This window comes from Saccharomonospora sp. (assembly GCF_027317685.1).
In the GTDB taxonomy this organism is placed as follows: domain Bacteria; phylum Actinomycetota; class Actinomycetes; order Mycobacteriales; family Pseudonocardiaceae; genus Saccharomonospora.
In genome coordinates this window covers 1-14303 of sequence record NZ_DAHVQP010000015.1, presented here as the reverse complement: position 1 = coordinate 14303, position 14303 = coordinate 1, and the positions used below count along the sequence as shown (strand labels likewise).

General features: G+C 67.4%; 10 protein-coding genes and 1 pseudogene. 9 read left to right on the top strand and 2 right to left on the bottom strand.

Translation table 11 applies throughout. The annotated features are described in order from the left end of the window. The 4 genes and pseudogenes from M7H19_RS01250 to M7H19_RS01235 all read left to right on the top strand — a co-directional run. Window positions 1–1063 (top strand): annotated as a pseudogene (locus tag M7H19_RS01250) (PglY protein); the annotation flags it as partial. After that, the gene (gene pglZ, locus M7H19_RS01245; RefSeq protein WP_298175976.1) at window positions 1060–3768 is read left to right on the top strand and encodes a BREX-2 system phosphatase PglZ; all 2709 of its coding nucleotides are present in this window, start codon (window positions 1060–1062) and stop codon (window positions 3766–3768) included. The pseudogene M7H19_RS01250 and the gene pglZ, both read left to right, overlap by 4 nt. Window positions 3769–3796: 28 nt before the next feature. Then, window positions 3797–5119: a BREX system ATP-binding protein BrxD gene (gene brxD / locus M7H19_RS01240; RefSeq protein WP_298175974.1), complete on the top strand. Its 1323-nt coding sequence runs from the start codon at window positions 3797–3799 to the stop codon at window positions 5117–5119. Further along, window positions 5116–7224 carry a DEAD/DEAH box helicase gene (locus M7H19_RS01235; protein ID WP_298175972.1) on the top strand — a complete coding sequence of 703 codons (2109 nt, stop codon included), beginning with the start codon at window positions 5116–5118 and terminating at the stop codon, window positions 7222–7224. The genes brxD and M7H19_RS01235 overlap by 4 nt, the downstream gene beginning before the upstream one ends. A 37-nt stretch (window positions 7225–7261) precedes the next feature. On the opposite strand, the gene M7H19_RS01230 is transcribed toward M7H19_RS01235, so the two are convergent. Then, window positions 7262–7519 carry a hypothetical protein gene (locus M7H19_RS01230; protein WP_298175970.1) on the bottom strand — a complete coding sequence of 86 codons (258 nt, stop codon included), beginning with the start codon at window positions 7517–7519 and terminating at the stop codon, window positions 7262–7264. A gap of 324 nt (window positions 7520–7843) precedes the next feature. Between M7H19_RS01230 and M7H19_RS01225 the strand changes: the two genes are divergently transcribed. The 4 genes from M7H19_RS01225 to M7H19_RS01210 all read left to right on the top strand — a co-directional run bounded on the left by M7H19_RS01225 (window position 7844) and on the right by M7H19_RS01210 (window position 12514). Beyond that, window positions 7844–8104: a hypothetical protein gene (locus M7H19_RS01225; protein ID WP_363321325.1), complete on the top strand. Its 261-nt coding sequence runs from the start codon at window positions 7844–7846 to the stop codon at window positions 8102–8104. Window positions 8105–8541: 437 nt separating this feature from the next. Then, the gene (locus M7H19_RS01220; RefSeq protein WP_298175969.1) at window positions 8542–9981 is read left to right on the top strand and encodes an alpha-amylase family protein; all 1440 of its coding nucleotides are present in this window, start codon (window positions 8542–8544) and stop codon (window positions 9979–9981) included. A 255-nt stretch (window positions 9982–10236) separates the two neighbouring features. Then, window positions 10237–11268, top strand: coding sequence for an inner membrane protein YhjD (yhjD, locus tag M7H19_RS01215; RefSeq protein WP_298175977.1), 1032 nt, complete (start codon window positions 10237–10239; stop codon window positions 11266–11268). A 43-nt stretch (window positions 11269–11311) separates the two neighbouring features. Next, window positions 11312–12514 carry an MFS transporter gene (locus tag M7H19_RS01210; protein ID WP_298175967.1) on the top strand — a complete coding sequence of 401 codons (1203 nt, stop codon included), beginning with the start codon at window positions 11312–11314 and terminating at the stop codon, window positions 12512–12514. A gap of 5 nt (window positions 12515–12519) precedes the next feature. Here the strand turns inward: M7H19_RS01210 and M7H19_RS01205 are convergent, their stop codons facing one another. Then, window positions 12520–13782, bottom strand: a complete 1263-nt coding sequence (locus tag M7H19_RS01205; RefSeq protein WP_298175965.1) for a D-alanyl-D-alanine carboxypeptidase family protein — start codon at window positions 13780–13782, stop codon at window positions 12520–12522. A gap of 42 nt (window positions 13783–13824) precedes the next feature. On the opposite strand from M7H19_RS01205, the gene M7H19_RS01200 reads away from it, so the two are divergent. Then, window positions 13825–14100, top strand: coding sequence for an SCO4848 family membrane protein (locus M7H19_RS01200; protein ID WP_298175963.1), 276 nt, complete (start codon window positions 13825–13827; stop codon window positions 14098–14100). Window positions 14101–14303: the final 203 nt, after the last annotated feature.

The window sequence follows — 14303 nt, the reverse complement described above, 5'->3', positions numbered from 1 at the left end:
GTGGATCGCCGACCTCGGCTACACCGGGCTCGACAAACCCGTGGTCAACCTCATCATCGCCACCTACGCGATGCTGGCCGACCGCACCTGGACCCTGCACGGCAGCGTGCTGCGGCAACCACCCGAACTCGACAAGATCGGGCCGGGCCATGCCCTGCGGGCCCAGCAACTGCCCGACGCCGCCGAATTCGCCACCGCGCGAGACCGGGCCGCCGCACTGTTCGGGATCGTCGTGCCCGACACCTTGTTCGCCCGCAACGTCAACCGGCTCGCCGAAGGTGTGCGCGCCAAGGTCGCAGAACTGGAGACACCGGTCAACGGCGTGCGGCGGATGTTGGAACGGCACGCCGACACACTCGGCCTCACCGGCCGGCCCGACGCACCGAGAGTGGTCGCCACCCGCGACGCGGCCGACCTGCTCGCCCGACTGTCCGCCGCCGGAGAGGACACCGACCTGGTGAACCGGCTCGCGAAAGCCACCTACGACACCGAAGACACCGTGCTCGCCGCCACCATGTCGGCCGCACCTCGGCTGCTCGACGTGCTACGTGACGTCGAATGGTCGCTGGTGTCGTCCGTGCAGGGCTTCGCGGGCAGGGCAGACCTCATCGGCAACCGCGCCGATGTGCTGCTCGACGAGGTGACACACGCAGCCATCCAAGACGAGTTCACCGTCTCGCTCGCGCCCGTGCTCGACAAACTCGGACCCAAAGCCGTGTCCCTCGTCAGCGAGGCGGCACGACTGGCCACCGTGGCCACCCCCGAGCCCCCGGCCTCCACACACACCAGTCCCCAGGACACGTCGGATGAGCGAGCCACCGGAGCCGACGCAGTGAGCCTCACCGACACCGGCCAGCCCGGCATCAGCCGACACGACCCCGAACCGCCGGCCACACCAACCCACCGCGCGCCGCGCCGAGTGCGGGCCAGCACCGCAGAACGCGAACTCGCAGCGCTGCTCGACAGCGTGCGCGACGAGATCCGCGACTACGCCCGCGAACACCCCGGGGCAGAGATCGAAATCCTGTGGCGGACGGTCGGGGGAGAGGACAACGCGGAATGAACGCCGCACCCGAAGTTGACCGGCGCATGCTGGAAGCGCTGGTCGAACACTGGCTGCCCCAAACGAAAGGGCGGCGGCTGCTGCTTGTCCACGGCCGCTACGCCGACGGCGGCGACCGGGAGTTCGGCGTCACGACGAAAGAACACCGCTGCCGTGTCCACGTCGCCGACCAACACTCGTTGCTCGGAGTTCTGGAAGCCTGGCAGGACCACCAACGGGAACACGGCACCGACACCGACGCGCTGCTGGTCGTCACCACCAGCGTGGCCGACGAGCAATTCGGCTGGGACCTGCTCGCCTACGCCGTGCGGGGGCGGGTGCTCTCGGTCGACCGGGCGCAGATCATCGCCCAGCGGTTCGGGGCCAGAGACATCGATCCCCGCATCCGCCAAGAACCCTGGCTCGTCGACGCCCTGCTCGACGCCGAACCCACCGAAGGCTGGCCTCGCACCGATTCGGTGCTGACCCGAGACCGAGCCATCCAATCCCTGATCGGTGTGCGGCTCGGACACGCCGCGCTCGGCGAGGACGCCGTGGACATCGGCACGTTGCTCGACTTCTCCCTCGACACGGCGGGCACCGCCCGGTTCGCCGCCCTGCCCGAAGCCGAACGGGAGGGACTGACCGATTGGCTCGCCCGCACCGTCGGCGACGCCGCCGGGCTACTGCTGCGCCTGGCCGCCGAGAGACGCGCGACCGACGCCATGCCACTCGGACTGGTCGGCACCGCCGCCGTCGGGGCGAACGCGTCCCCCGCGGCGGCCCTGGCCTTCGGCGGGCTGCTGGGCGGCGTGCGGCCGGAACAGCTCGTCGCCTTCACCGAAGCGGTGGAGGGAGCGCTGGAACGTTGGGTCAGCCAAGCCGAATCCGGAAGCCGACACAACAACATCGCGCGGGAGAAAGTACTCGCGGTGACACACAGGGCCGAAGAACTGGCCGCCCAGGCGGGCCTTACTGCCGACCTGACAAGCAACCAGTTCCTGCCCTCGGCGTTCACCGCACGGCTGCACGATTTCGCCACCGCGCTCACCGCCGCTCTCGACGGAGCCGGAGAGTTGAGCGCGGCCGAGGACGCACTCGGCGCACTACGCGCACACCACCTCGCCAGGTTGGAGAGCGACCGGATGCGAGCGGTGGACATGGCCGTGCGGCTGGCCCGCTGGCTCGCGCTCCCGGTGCCCGAACCCGCTTCCGTCGCCGACGCGATCCGACAACACAACACCGAGTGGGCCTGGGTGGACCGCGCGCTGACCACACTGTGGGCGGGCGATCCCAACGGCGACCCGGTGTTGGGCCGGGCTTATCAGGTGGTGTGCCGCGCAGTGCGTGATCGGCGCGCCACCCTGGACGAAGCGTTCGCGAAACATCTGGCGAGTTGGGCCAGACACGCCAGCATCGACGACCCCGGTGGATGTCTGCTCATCGAGCAGGTGCTCGACCGGATAGCGATGCCTCTGGCACGGCAGAAAGCACCGGTGATCGTCGTCCTGGACGGCATGAGCGGGGCCGTCGCCGTCGAACTCGCCGAACAACTCACCGAGCGCACGTGGTGGGAAGCGGCACCGGAGAAGGACCGGATCGCCGCGGTGTCGGCCATCCCCTCGGTCACCCGGGCCAGCCGCCCCAGCCTGCTCACAGGCACCCTCGCCCACGGCGAGCAGACAGCGGAAAAGGACGGCTTCGCCACGTACTGGAAAAGGCGCAGCAGCGGTCGACGTTCCGGGCAACTGTTCCACAAAGCCGATATCGGTGGTGATGCCGGGCATCGGCTGTCCGACCGCTTGCTGGAGGCGATGGCCGACGAATCGGTCGTGGTCGCGGTGGTGCTGAACACCATCGACGCCGCACTCGACCACGGCCGGGAAGGCGACCGCACCGGCTGGGACCCCAGCGACATCACCTACCTGCCCGAATTGTTGGACGCCGCCCGCAACTACGGCCGCCCCGTCATACTCGTCTCCGACCACGGCCACGTGCTCGACCGGGCAGACGGCGCTCCGATGTCCGCGGACGGCGTCGAATCGGCCCGTTGGCGTGTCGGTGAGCCCGCAGAAGGCGAGATCGCGTTGAGCGGGCCGCGCGTGCTGCTCGGGGGAGGCAGTGTGGTCGTCCCGTGGCGCGAGGACATCCGCTACACCTCCCGCAAAGCCGGCTACCACGGCGGTGCGGCACTAGCGGAGATGGCGGTGCCGGTGCTGGTGCTACTGCCCTCACCGAAAATCCTGCCCTCGGGTTGGGAGCTGCTCGGTGACCGCGTGGCACCGGCGTGGTGGCATCAACGTGCCGAACAGCCGACGCCTCCGGCTCCGGCCGAACGAAAGCCGAAAGCCAATCGCCGGGCGGCCAAGGAACGATCCGACGAGATGCCGCTGTTCACCATGGACGATTCGGCGGAGCGGCCGTCGCTGGGGCAACGTGTTGTGGCAGGGGAAGTGTATGCAGGACAGCGGGTCTTCATCCCCAAAGCGCCCGACAAGAAGGTGGTCGCCGCGGTCATCGACGCACTCGTCGATTCCGGTAACCGGCTGCCGCTGAACACCGTGGCGGGCATCGCGGGCCGTGCTCGCAGACCGGAGTTCTTCGCCACGACCCTGCAACGACTGCTCAACGTCGACGGCTACCCGGTGCTGTCCGTGGACGGCGGCCGATGGCTGACCCTCGACGTGGACACCCTGTGTCTGCAGTTCGGAGTCACGCGTGACTGAAGTTGGTAACTCTTCTGGAGGTGGTGGGGTGACCGGCGCTGTGAGCCAGGCGCGCAGGCGTGATGTGATCAACGCTTTGCGTCGAGGCACCGTGCCCCAAACCGGCCTGGACCTGCTCGCGGTGGGCCTCGACCGATTCGCCACCGCCATGGACGACGATCTTGACACCGTCGCCCGAGGAGGCGCGGCCTTCCACGCCGTGCGCGGCGAGTACGGCTCGGGCAAGACGTTCTTCGCGCGCTGGCTCGCCGAAAGAGCCAAACGCCGAGGACTGGCGACCTCCGAGATCCAGATCTCCGAGACCGAAACTCCACTGCACCGGCTGGAGACGGTCTACCGGCGGCTCACCGAACGAATCACCACCGCCACCCACCAACCCAGCGCCCTACGCGCCGTCGTCGACTCCTGGCTCTACACCCTCGAAGAGCACGTACTGGACGCCGGAGAGGTCTCAGAGGACGACGAGACGGCATTCACCGCCGCAGTCGACACACTCGCCGAACAGCGACTCGCCGACGTGGCACGCACGACGCCCGCGTTCGCCGCGGCCCTGCGCGGGTACCGGCAAGCCCTCGCCGACGGTGACGCCGCCACCGCCGAGGCCCTCATCGCCTGGCTCGGGGGACAGAAGTCCGTGGCGGCCTCCGCCCGCCGGACCGCCGGAGTACGTGGGGACCTCGACCACTTCGGAGCGCTTGGATTTTTGCAGGGCCTGCTCACCGTGCTACGCGACTGCGGGCATCCCGGACTGCTGCTCGTCCTCGACGAAACCGAAACGCTGCAACGAGTCCGTGGCGACGTGCGCGAGAAGGGCCTCAACGCGCTACGCCAACTCATCGACGAAATCGACGCAGGCCGGTTCCCCGGACTATTCCTCGTGCTCACCGGCACGCCCGCGTTCTTCGACGGACAACAGGGCGTGCAGCGACTCCCACCGCTGGCGCAACGCCTCGCCACCGACTTCTCCACCGATCCCCGCTTCGACTCGCCCCGGGCGGTGCAGCTCCGACTGCCCGGCTTCAACCTCGACCGGCTCGGTGAACTCGGCCGAACCGTGCGCGAGCTCTACGCGGGCGTGGCCCGCAACCCCGAGCGTGTGCGCGAAGTGGTCGACGATGCCTACATCACCACCCTGGCGGAGGCGCTCACCGGCGAACTCGGCGGGAAAGTCGGTGTGGCGCCCAGACTGTTCCTCCGCAAACTCGTCGCCGACGTGCTCGACCGGGTGGACGACTTCGCCGACTTCGACCCACGCCGGGACTACCCGATCACGGTCTCCGACACCGAACTCACCGAGGTCGAACGCAACGCCGTCGCAAGCGCCGACGACATCGACCTGGAGCTGCCGTGAGCCAGGCCCTCGACCACCTGCATCCCGCGGTGGTGCACCACCTGGTCAACACCCTGGGCTGGCGGTCCCTGCGGCCCTTGCAACAGCAAGCCGTTGCTCCCGTACTGGACGGACACGACGCATTGCTGCTCGCCCCCACTGCGGGCGGCAAGACCGAAGCCGCTTGTTTCCCCGTGCTCTCCGCGATGGAGCAACAAGGCTGGACCGGGCTGTCGGTGTTGTACGTCTGTCCGTTGAAGGCGTTGCTCAACAACCTCCTGCCCCGCCTACGGGATTACGCCGCCTGGCTGGGACGTCGGGTGGAACTCTGGCACGGCGACGTCACGGCGACGGCGCGGCGACGCATCCTCTGTGACCCACCGGACGTGCTGCTGACCACACCGGAGTCGGTGGAGGCCATGCTGGTCAGCACCAACGTCGAACACAAGCGGTTGTTCGGTGACCTACGTGCGATCGTCGTGGACGAGGTGCACGCATTCGCCGGCGACGACCGCGGCTGGCACCTGCTGGCCGTACTCGAACGGCTCACCGTGCTCGCGCAACGACCCATCCAGCGCATCGGCCTGTCCGCCACGGTCGGCAACCCCGAACAGCTACTGGACTGGTTGCAGGGCTCAGAACGGGGACGCCGACCCGCCACCGTTGTCGCACCCGGCGTGGAAGCCCCGAGCACCACGCCGCAGGGAGACATCGAGGTCGACTACGTCGGCTCCATCGACAACGCGGCCACGGTGATCTCCGCATTGCACCGAGGTGAGAAACGGCTCGTCTTCTGCGATTCACGCCGGCTCGTCGAACAGCTCGGCGCCGCGTTACGCATGCGCGGCGTCACCACCTTCCTGTCACATGCCTCGCTGTCGGTGGACGAACGCCGCCGTGCCGAGGCGGCCTTCGCCGAAGCCCGCGACTGCGTCATCGTGTCCACATCCACCTTGGAACTCGGCATCGATGTCGGCGACCTCGACCGCGTCATCCAACTCGACGCACCCGCCACGGTGGCGTCGTTCCTGCAGCGCCTCGGCCGCACCGGACGACGCGCGGGCAGCACACGCAACTGTCTGTTCCTCGCGCTCAGCCAAGAATCGCTGCTGTGGACAGCGGCGCTGTTGGAACTGTGGGGCCGTGGCTACGTGGAACCCGTCGAGGCGCCACCGGAACCAAGACACATCGTGGCCCAACAGATGCTGGCGTTGTGTCTGCAGGAACATGCGGTGGGCGGCCGACTGTGGACCGAAGCGTGGAACGGCTTCGCACCATTCGACCACAGCGCGGAACCTATCGTCCGTTACCTGGTCGAACAGGGATACCTGGACCAGGACGGGGAGTTGTTGTTCATCGGGCCCGAGGCCGAACGCCGCTTCGGGCACCGGAACTTTTCGGACATGACGGCCGTGTTCACCGCGCCGCCACAGTTCACCGTGTTGGCCGGACGGCAGGAGATCGGACTCGCCGACCCGGCCCTGCTGACAGAGCGGGTGGAAGGTCCTCGGGTACTGCTGCTGGGTGGTCGAAGCTGGAAGGTGACCTGGATTGACTGGAAACGCCGCCGCTGCTTCGTGGAGGAAACCGACCTGAAAGGAAAGGCACGTTGGCACACGCCCGGTGCAGCGGGCCGCAGTGCGGCTCTCGCCCGTGCGGCCCGGGACGTGCTGCTCGGCGCCACCCCCTCGGTGAAACTCACCCAGCGCGCCGTCCGAACGCTGACGGCGGTGCGTGAGAAGTGGAGCTCGACCGTTTCCCCGGACGGACTGATGGTGACCCGTGATGGACACGCGGAGACGGACGTGCGTTGGTGGACCTGGGCGGGCCGCAAGGCCAACGCCACACTCGCCGCCTCTCTGCCACAAGTGGTCGACGGACGCTTCGACGACGTGTCGGTGCGACTGCGGCCCGATCTCACCCCGCGGCTGTGGCGGACCGCCACAGCCGACGCCGCGCAGCGGCTGTGCCTGCCGGAGGTCGACGAACAGGCGCTCGCCGGGCTGAAGTTCAGCGCCGCGCTGCCTTCCTGTCTGGCGGCCGCTACTCTGGCTTCGCGCATGGCCGACCTCGACACAGCGGCTCGTGTGCTCGCCGAGTCCGTGCGGTTCACCGTCCTCGGCTAGCGCTTGAACCGGGCGACCGATGGTCGGGTCGGGGCGTCTACTTCCAGTCGGAGTGCGGGACTTGTGGTGATGTCAGGACGAGAGTGCCCGAGTCCAGTGGAGTGTCGATGTCGACGGTGAACACCACTCCTTCCAAGTTCTGCGGGTCGTCCACCGGTCCGATGGCGGCGGGCTTCCCGAGCTCCATGGAGTGGTACACGCCCTCGGCCAGCACGACCGGTCCATCACTGGAGGAACAGGCGGCGAGGAGGGCAAGGCCGGACGCGAGAGCGGCCAATTGGGGCGGACGTTTCATTGCAGGCGATCTCCCTTCCCGGGAGAAGTCCGACTTGCCGTTTCTGCCGTTATCCGGTTTCGTCAGGCGATGCGAGGTTGTTGTCTCTCCGTGATCGACCCCGGTGTCGTGGGCCAGTTGGCGGAACGCTAGTCTCACCCGCGCCTGTGGGCTTCGAGTTTGACACGCTCGGTAACGTCCACTTGGTGATGCTCACCCTGTGGGGTGAGCACCTGCGCCGAACAGTCGAATGGACAGGTGGGAGGCACCCCGGTGCGCAACCCGGACAGGGCGTCGAATCGCCCGGCCGCGCGTATGTTCCGCGGCTCTGCGGTGGTGGCGTCCATGACTGTTGCCACATTGCTGACAGGGGCAGGCACTGCATCGGCCATGCAGGTCGAGCCCAACGCGATGACGTTCGGACTGCTGGGGCCGGTGGGCCTCATCGCCGTCGTGCTGGGCGTGCTCGGCATGGCCGCCGGCGTGATCCGCCAGCGCAGGAAGACCCGCATGCAGGCCGCTGTGTCCACTGCGGACTCCGAGTCCGCCACCGCTGTCGCCGACGCCGAAACCGGTGTCGCGGTCGCTTCGCGCGTGGGCGACTGAACCCGCACACAACACCTCCTGCCACGAAATCCGCCGAGATGTCATCGGCCGAGATCTTCGGTTCCACTGACTGAACCGACTCCCGAAAGCGCGAAGTTCCGTCGTTTCCGTCGCCGTTTCGCGGGAGTCGCCGCGCTCGCTTTCCGTTCGACCCCGCTGTCCGTGTCGGAAGTCGGCGTGAGGATCGACGATCACCGCTTCGACGTGAGCGGTGCCTTGATCCGTCTTATCCGGCGGTGAGTCACCGAGTCGGACAGGCTCCAGCGGTGAAGCCCGCTTCTGCTTTGCAAGAACGTTCCGTGTTTACGCAGGTCAGAACCCAGTGCAAGTAGGGTTTCTGCAATTTTCTGCAAGATTCTTGACAGTTCTGTCCGCTTCGGCTCTCCTGTATGGACTCCCAGTGGCCGTCACACCACTCGAAACACGGAGGTTCGACGATGTTCCAACGTGTCCTCGCCACGGTCCTGCTGGTGTCCGCGCTACTCACCCTGCCGGCCCAGACCACGCCACCGGCAGATGCGGCGCCACCCGGCGAACACGACGTCATCGCCACGCTCTTCCAATGGAACTGGAACAGCATCGCCCGCGCCTGCCAAGACCAACTGGGCCCCAACGGTTACGGCGCGGTCCAAGTGTCCCCACCATCCGAACACGTCGTCCTCGGCGACGACGGTTACCCGTGGTGGCAGGACTACCAGCCGGTCTCCTACGAACTGGAAAGCCGACGCGGCTCGCGAGCCGAGTTCGAGAACATGGTCAACGCCTGCCATGACGCCGGGGTGAAGGTGTACGCCGACGTGGTCGTCAACCACATGAGCGGCCAAGAACAATGCGGCACGGGCAGCGCGGGATCGGAATACTGTCACTACGAGTACCCGGAAGCGGGCTACGACTACGACGACTTCCACCACTGCGGCCGCAACGGCGACGACAACATCGTCGACTACCACGACCGCTACGAAGTGCAGAACTGTGAACTCGTCAACCTCGCCGACCTCGCCACCGAATCCGAGACCGTGCGAGACCGCATCGGCTCCTACTTAAACGACCTGCTCGACCTCGGAGTGGACGGATTCCGCGTCGACGCGGTCAAACACATGCCCGCCGAAGACGTCGGCGCCATACTGGACCGCCTCGACTCCCCCGCCTACATCTACCAGGAGACGCTCTACGGAGAAGGCGAACCGATCACCCCGGACGAGTACCTCGACAACGGGGACGTGTACGACGGGCGGTACGCCAATGACATCGCCCGCATCTTCAACTCCGAGAAGCTCGCGTACCTGCGCGACTTCGGAACCGCCGTGCCTTCCGAACAGATCGTGGTGTTCATCGACAACCACGACAGCCAGCGCGGCGGCGAGACACTGACCTACAACGACGGCTCCCGGTACTCCCTGGCCAACGCGTTCATGCTGGCCTGGCCGGTGGGCACGCCCAAGGTGAACAGCAGCTTCACCTTCGACGACTACGACGCCGGCCCACCGAGCGATGCGGCCGGAAACACCACCGACGCCGACTGCGCCTCGGCGGAGTGGCAGTGCGAACACGACTGGCAACCGATCCGCAATATGGTCGGCTTCCACAACGAAGTACGAGACGAACCGGTAACGCACTGGTGGGACAACGGCAACGACACCATCGCCTTCGGCCGTGGCGACAAGGGCTACGTGGTGCTCAACGACGAATCCGCGTCGGTGACCGACCGCTCCTTCCAAACCGGGCTCTCCGAGGGCACCTACTGCGACGTGTTGCACGGTGATGTCGTCGACGGTGACTGCACCGGGCCCACCTACACGATCGACGCCGACGGCCGGTTCCGGGCCGACGTCGGCGCCCACGACGGGATCGCGCTGCACGTAGGCGCCCGCCTGTAGCCCGAACGTCGGCGTGTCCGCAGTCTGCGTCGTCGTGTCCGCAGGTTGTGTCGTTGTGTTCGCAGGTTTGGTTGTTGTGGTCTAGAGGGGGGGTCGTTGTCGTGTCCGCGGCGTGGAACGCGGACACGACTGCACAGTCTGCGGACACGACTGCACAGTTGGTGTCGCGTTGCGGGGGGCATCGGGGGTGGTTAGCGTCCTTGCGTGGGCGAGGTGAAGGCGGGCCAGGACAGGGACCTGAGCAGAGGCAAGGGCCTGGGCAAGGACGGGGACCAGGACAAGGACGAGGGCAAGGGCCAGGACAAACTGCTGCCCCGGCTGCGTAGGAAGCACCCGTGGCTGGACCACGTGGTCAAAGCTAACGAGGCGTTCACCGAGCGGTACGGCAACCACTACGCCGCCGCTATCACGTACTTCTCCGTGCTGTCGTTGATCCCGCTGTTGATGGTGGGTTTCTCCGTGGCCGGGTTCGTGCTGGCGGGCAATGACGCGGCGATGCGGCAGTTGCGCGAGGGTATCGTCAACTCCGCCCCGGAGGGACTGGGCGGTCTTTTCGCCTCCATCGTGCAGGCGGCACTCGAGTCCCGGGCCGGCGCCGGAATACTCGGTCTGTTGCTCGCCCTGTACTCCGGTCTCGGCTGGATGGGCAATCTGCGTGATGCCCTCACCGTGCAGTGGGGGCAGGAGAAGCGGAAGCTGCCTTTCTTGTCCACCAAGCTCAAGGACTTGGGTGCGCTCGCCGGGCTGGGCGTGGCGCTGGTGGTGTCGTTCGGGCTCACCGCCGTCGGCAGCGGGGTGGGTGAGTTCCTGCTCGGGCTCGTGGGGCTGGACGACGCGGCGTGGGCGAGGTTCCTGCTGCGGCTCGGCACCATCGCACTGGCCCTGGTGGCCAACGTGTTGGTGTTTCTGTGGGTGTTGTCTCAGCTGCCCCGGGAGAAGGTGCCGGTCCGCAGTGCCGTGCGCGGAGCCGTGCTGGTCGCCGTCGGTTTCGAGATCCTCAAGCAGGTCGGTGGTATCTACCTGTCCAGCGTGTTGAGTTCGCCCAGCGGCGCGTTGTTCGGCTCCGTGATCGGTCTGCTCGTGTTCGCCAATCTCGTGGCCCGGTTCCTGCTGTTCGTCGCCGCTTGGGCGGCCACCGGCCAGGAGAGCGTTCCGCGTACCGTGGAACCACCCGCGCCCACTGTGATCAAGACAACGGTGGAAGTGCGTCGTGGTGGTCCGGGCCTGGCAGCGGGTGCGTTCAGTGCCGGAGCACTGTTGGGTTGGCTTTCGAAGCGGCGTTCGTGACCCTCGGTTGACCTATGCTCGCCCTCGGATCGAAAGGGTGAGTGTGAGCGAAACGACCTCAACGCCGCGTGATGCGGCGCTTCCCCGCGAGATCTGGGTTCTTCTCGCCGCCAGTTTCCTCATCGCGATCGGCTACGGCATCGTCGCACCGGCGTTGCCGAACTTCGCCACCAGTTTCGACGTCGGTGTGACGGCGGCGTCGGTGGTGGTCAGTGCTTTCGCGTTCGTGCGCCTGTTGTTCGCTCCGATGAGTGGGCGACTGGTGACCCGGTTCGGGGAGCGGCCCATCTACCTGTGGGGCGTGTCCATCGTGGCTGTCGGCACGCTTCTGTGTGCGGTGGCGACGGACTATTGGCAGCTGTTGTTGTTCCGGGCCGCCAGCGGCGTGGGTTCCACGATGTTCACGGTGTCGGCCATCGGGTTGCTGATCCGGATCTCGCCGCCGGAACTGCGGGGCCGTGCTTCGAGTCTGTGGGGTTCCAGTTTCCTGTTGGGCGGCATCGCGGGCCCGGTGGTGGGCAGTGGGCTGGTGACGGTGTCGCTGCGCGCCCCGTTCCTCGTCTACGGTGGCGCGCTGATGCTGACCACTCTGCTCGTGTGGTGGCAGCTGCGGCATTCGGAGCTGGTGTCGCGGCCCGCGGAGGACTCCGAGCCGGCGATGACGTTCACACAGGCGTTGCGCCACCCGTCGTATCGTGCGGCGCTCGCGTCGAATTTGGCCAACGGTTGGGTGGTCCTCGGCGTGCGTATGTCGTTGTTGCCGCTGTTCGTGACCGCCGTGTTGGATCAGGACGAGGCGTTCACCGGAATCGCGCTCGCCGTGTTCGCCGCGATGAACGCCGCGGCCTTGTTGTATGTCGGCAGGGTCAGCGACAAGCGGGGCCGGAAGCCGCCAGCCCTGGTGGGGCTGGCGTTGCTGACGGTCGGCGCGGCGGGAATGGGGCTGACGAGTGACCTTTGGGTGTTCCTCGGGGCGGTGGTGGTCACCGGTCTGGGAGCGGGTGCGTTGAACCCCGCGCAGAACGCCACGGTCGCCGACGTGCTCGGCTCCAAGGCCCGGGGCGGGTCGGTGCTGGCCGGGTTCCAGATGGCGGCCGACGTCGGTGCCGTGACGGGGCCGCTCGTCGCGGGGGCCGTGGCCGAGCAGTGGTCGTACTCGGCGGCGTTCGGTCTGACCGCGGCAGTGTCGGCGGTGGCGTTGCTGTTGTGGAGCGGCGCGAGGGAGACGTTGCCCGCGAAGAACTGAACGCCTCAGTCCGGGCGGCGCAGCAAGCCCTTGCGGTGTGCCACCAGCAGACCCGTGATCACGATGACCGTGACGATCAGGGTGACGATCCAGCCGGTGGTGCCGAACGGGTCGCTCGGGGAGGTGGCGGCGACATCGGTCACGTCGGTGCTCTCCTCGCCGTCGTCGACCGAGGAGATCGGCGGCGCGGTGGTCACGGTGCCCACCGGTTCGCTGCCCTCGGCGGCGAGGGTGAAACCGTAGTCCAGGAGCCGTTCGGCTTGTTCGGAGACGCGGATGGGCTGTTGTTCGGCCCGCAGCAGCACCACCGCGACTCGCTTGCCGTCGCGTTCCGCGGCGCCGGCGTAGGTGTGGCGGGCGTCGTCGGTGAAACCGGTCTTGCCGCCGAGGAAGCCCTCGTACGACGCCCACAGCCGGTTGTCGTTGTAGACGGGGAAGTCCGGTTCGCCGGGGCCACCGGGGAAGTTGATGTGCTTGGTGCCCACGGCTTCGGCGTACGCGGGCTGCTGCATGGCGTAGCGGAACACCAGGCTCATGTCGTACGCCGAGGTCATCATGCCCGGGCCGTCGAGTCCCGATGGGGTGGCGGCGCGGGTGTCGGCCGCTCCCAGCCACTCGGCGAGCGCGTTCATCTTCTCCACGGCCGCGTCCATGCCGCCCAGGGCGGTGGCCAGGGCGTGGGCGACGTCGTTGCCCGAGTGCATGAGCAGCGTGTGTACGAGTTGGTCGACGGTGTACTCGCCGCCCTCGACGAGGCCCACGCACGTGCACTCCTGATTGGCGTCCTCCTCGGTGGCGACCACGACGTGGTCGGGCGGCAGTTTCTCCAGGACCACCAGTGCGAGCAGCGTCTTGATCAGCGACGCGGGCCGGTAGCGTCCGTGCGGGTTCTTCGCCGCGAGGACTTCCCCCGTGTCGAGGTCCTGCACCAGCCAGGCCGCGGCGGTGATGTCCTCGGGCGGTGCGGGGCTGTTCGCGGGCCGGACGATCCCGCATTCGGCCATGCGTTCGCCACCTGCCGGTGTCTCGGGCACGGGTAGAGGAGAGGGCGACTCCTCACCCGGTGGTGGTTCCTCGGACGAGTCCACCGGTGGGGGAGGCAGGGTTCGGTTGGGACAGGACTCGTCGGCGGTGTCGGTGACCGCTTGGGCCGGCGGAATGTCGGTGGCCGCCTCGGCCGGCGGGGCGGCCAGCAGGACCGACGTGCCCGCGAGCAGGGCTGTCACGAATACGGCGAACAGAGTTCGGATCGACGTGGTGCTGCGCACCCGTGCAGGCTAGCGGGACCCGGCAGGGGGATACTGCGGGACATGCGGATGTCTCGCGGTACGTCACTGTTTCTCACTGCGTTCGGGGTGTGGTCCTGGGTCATCTGGATCTCGTTCGCCCGCAATCTGTGGAACAGCGACAACTCCTGGAACTCCGACGGCTCTGTGACCTCGTTCTTCGTGGTACACCTCCTGCTCGCGGTGACGTCGTTCGTGCTGGGCACGATCATCGGCGTCATCGGCTGGCGCGGTCTGCGGGCGTCGCGGAACCGCCGAGAAGCCGAGAAGGCCACCGAGAAGGTCACAGAGAAGAGCTGAGAAGAGCACGGGAGGCCGCGGAGCCCTGAGCGTGGACAGCGGACCCCAGCCGGCTCCGAAAGTTTCGAAACTTTTGCTGGCCCTCTGACTCCGAATCGGCCAGGTGGGTCCGCGATCTCTGGTTTTCGCAGGTGAACCTGCCGTGTCGTGCTCACTAGCACCGAAAACTTTCGGAAAATAAATGTTGACCAACGGTGTGATCG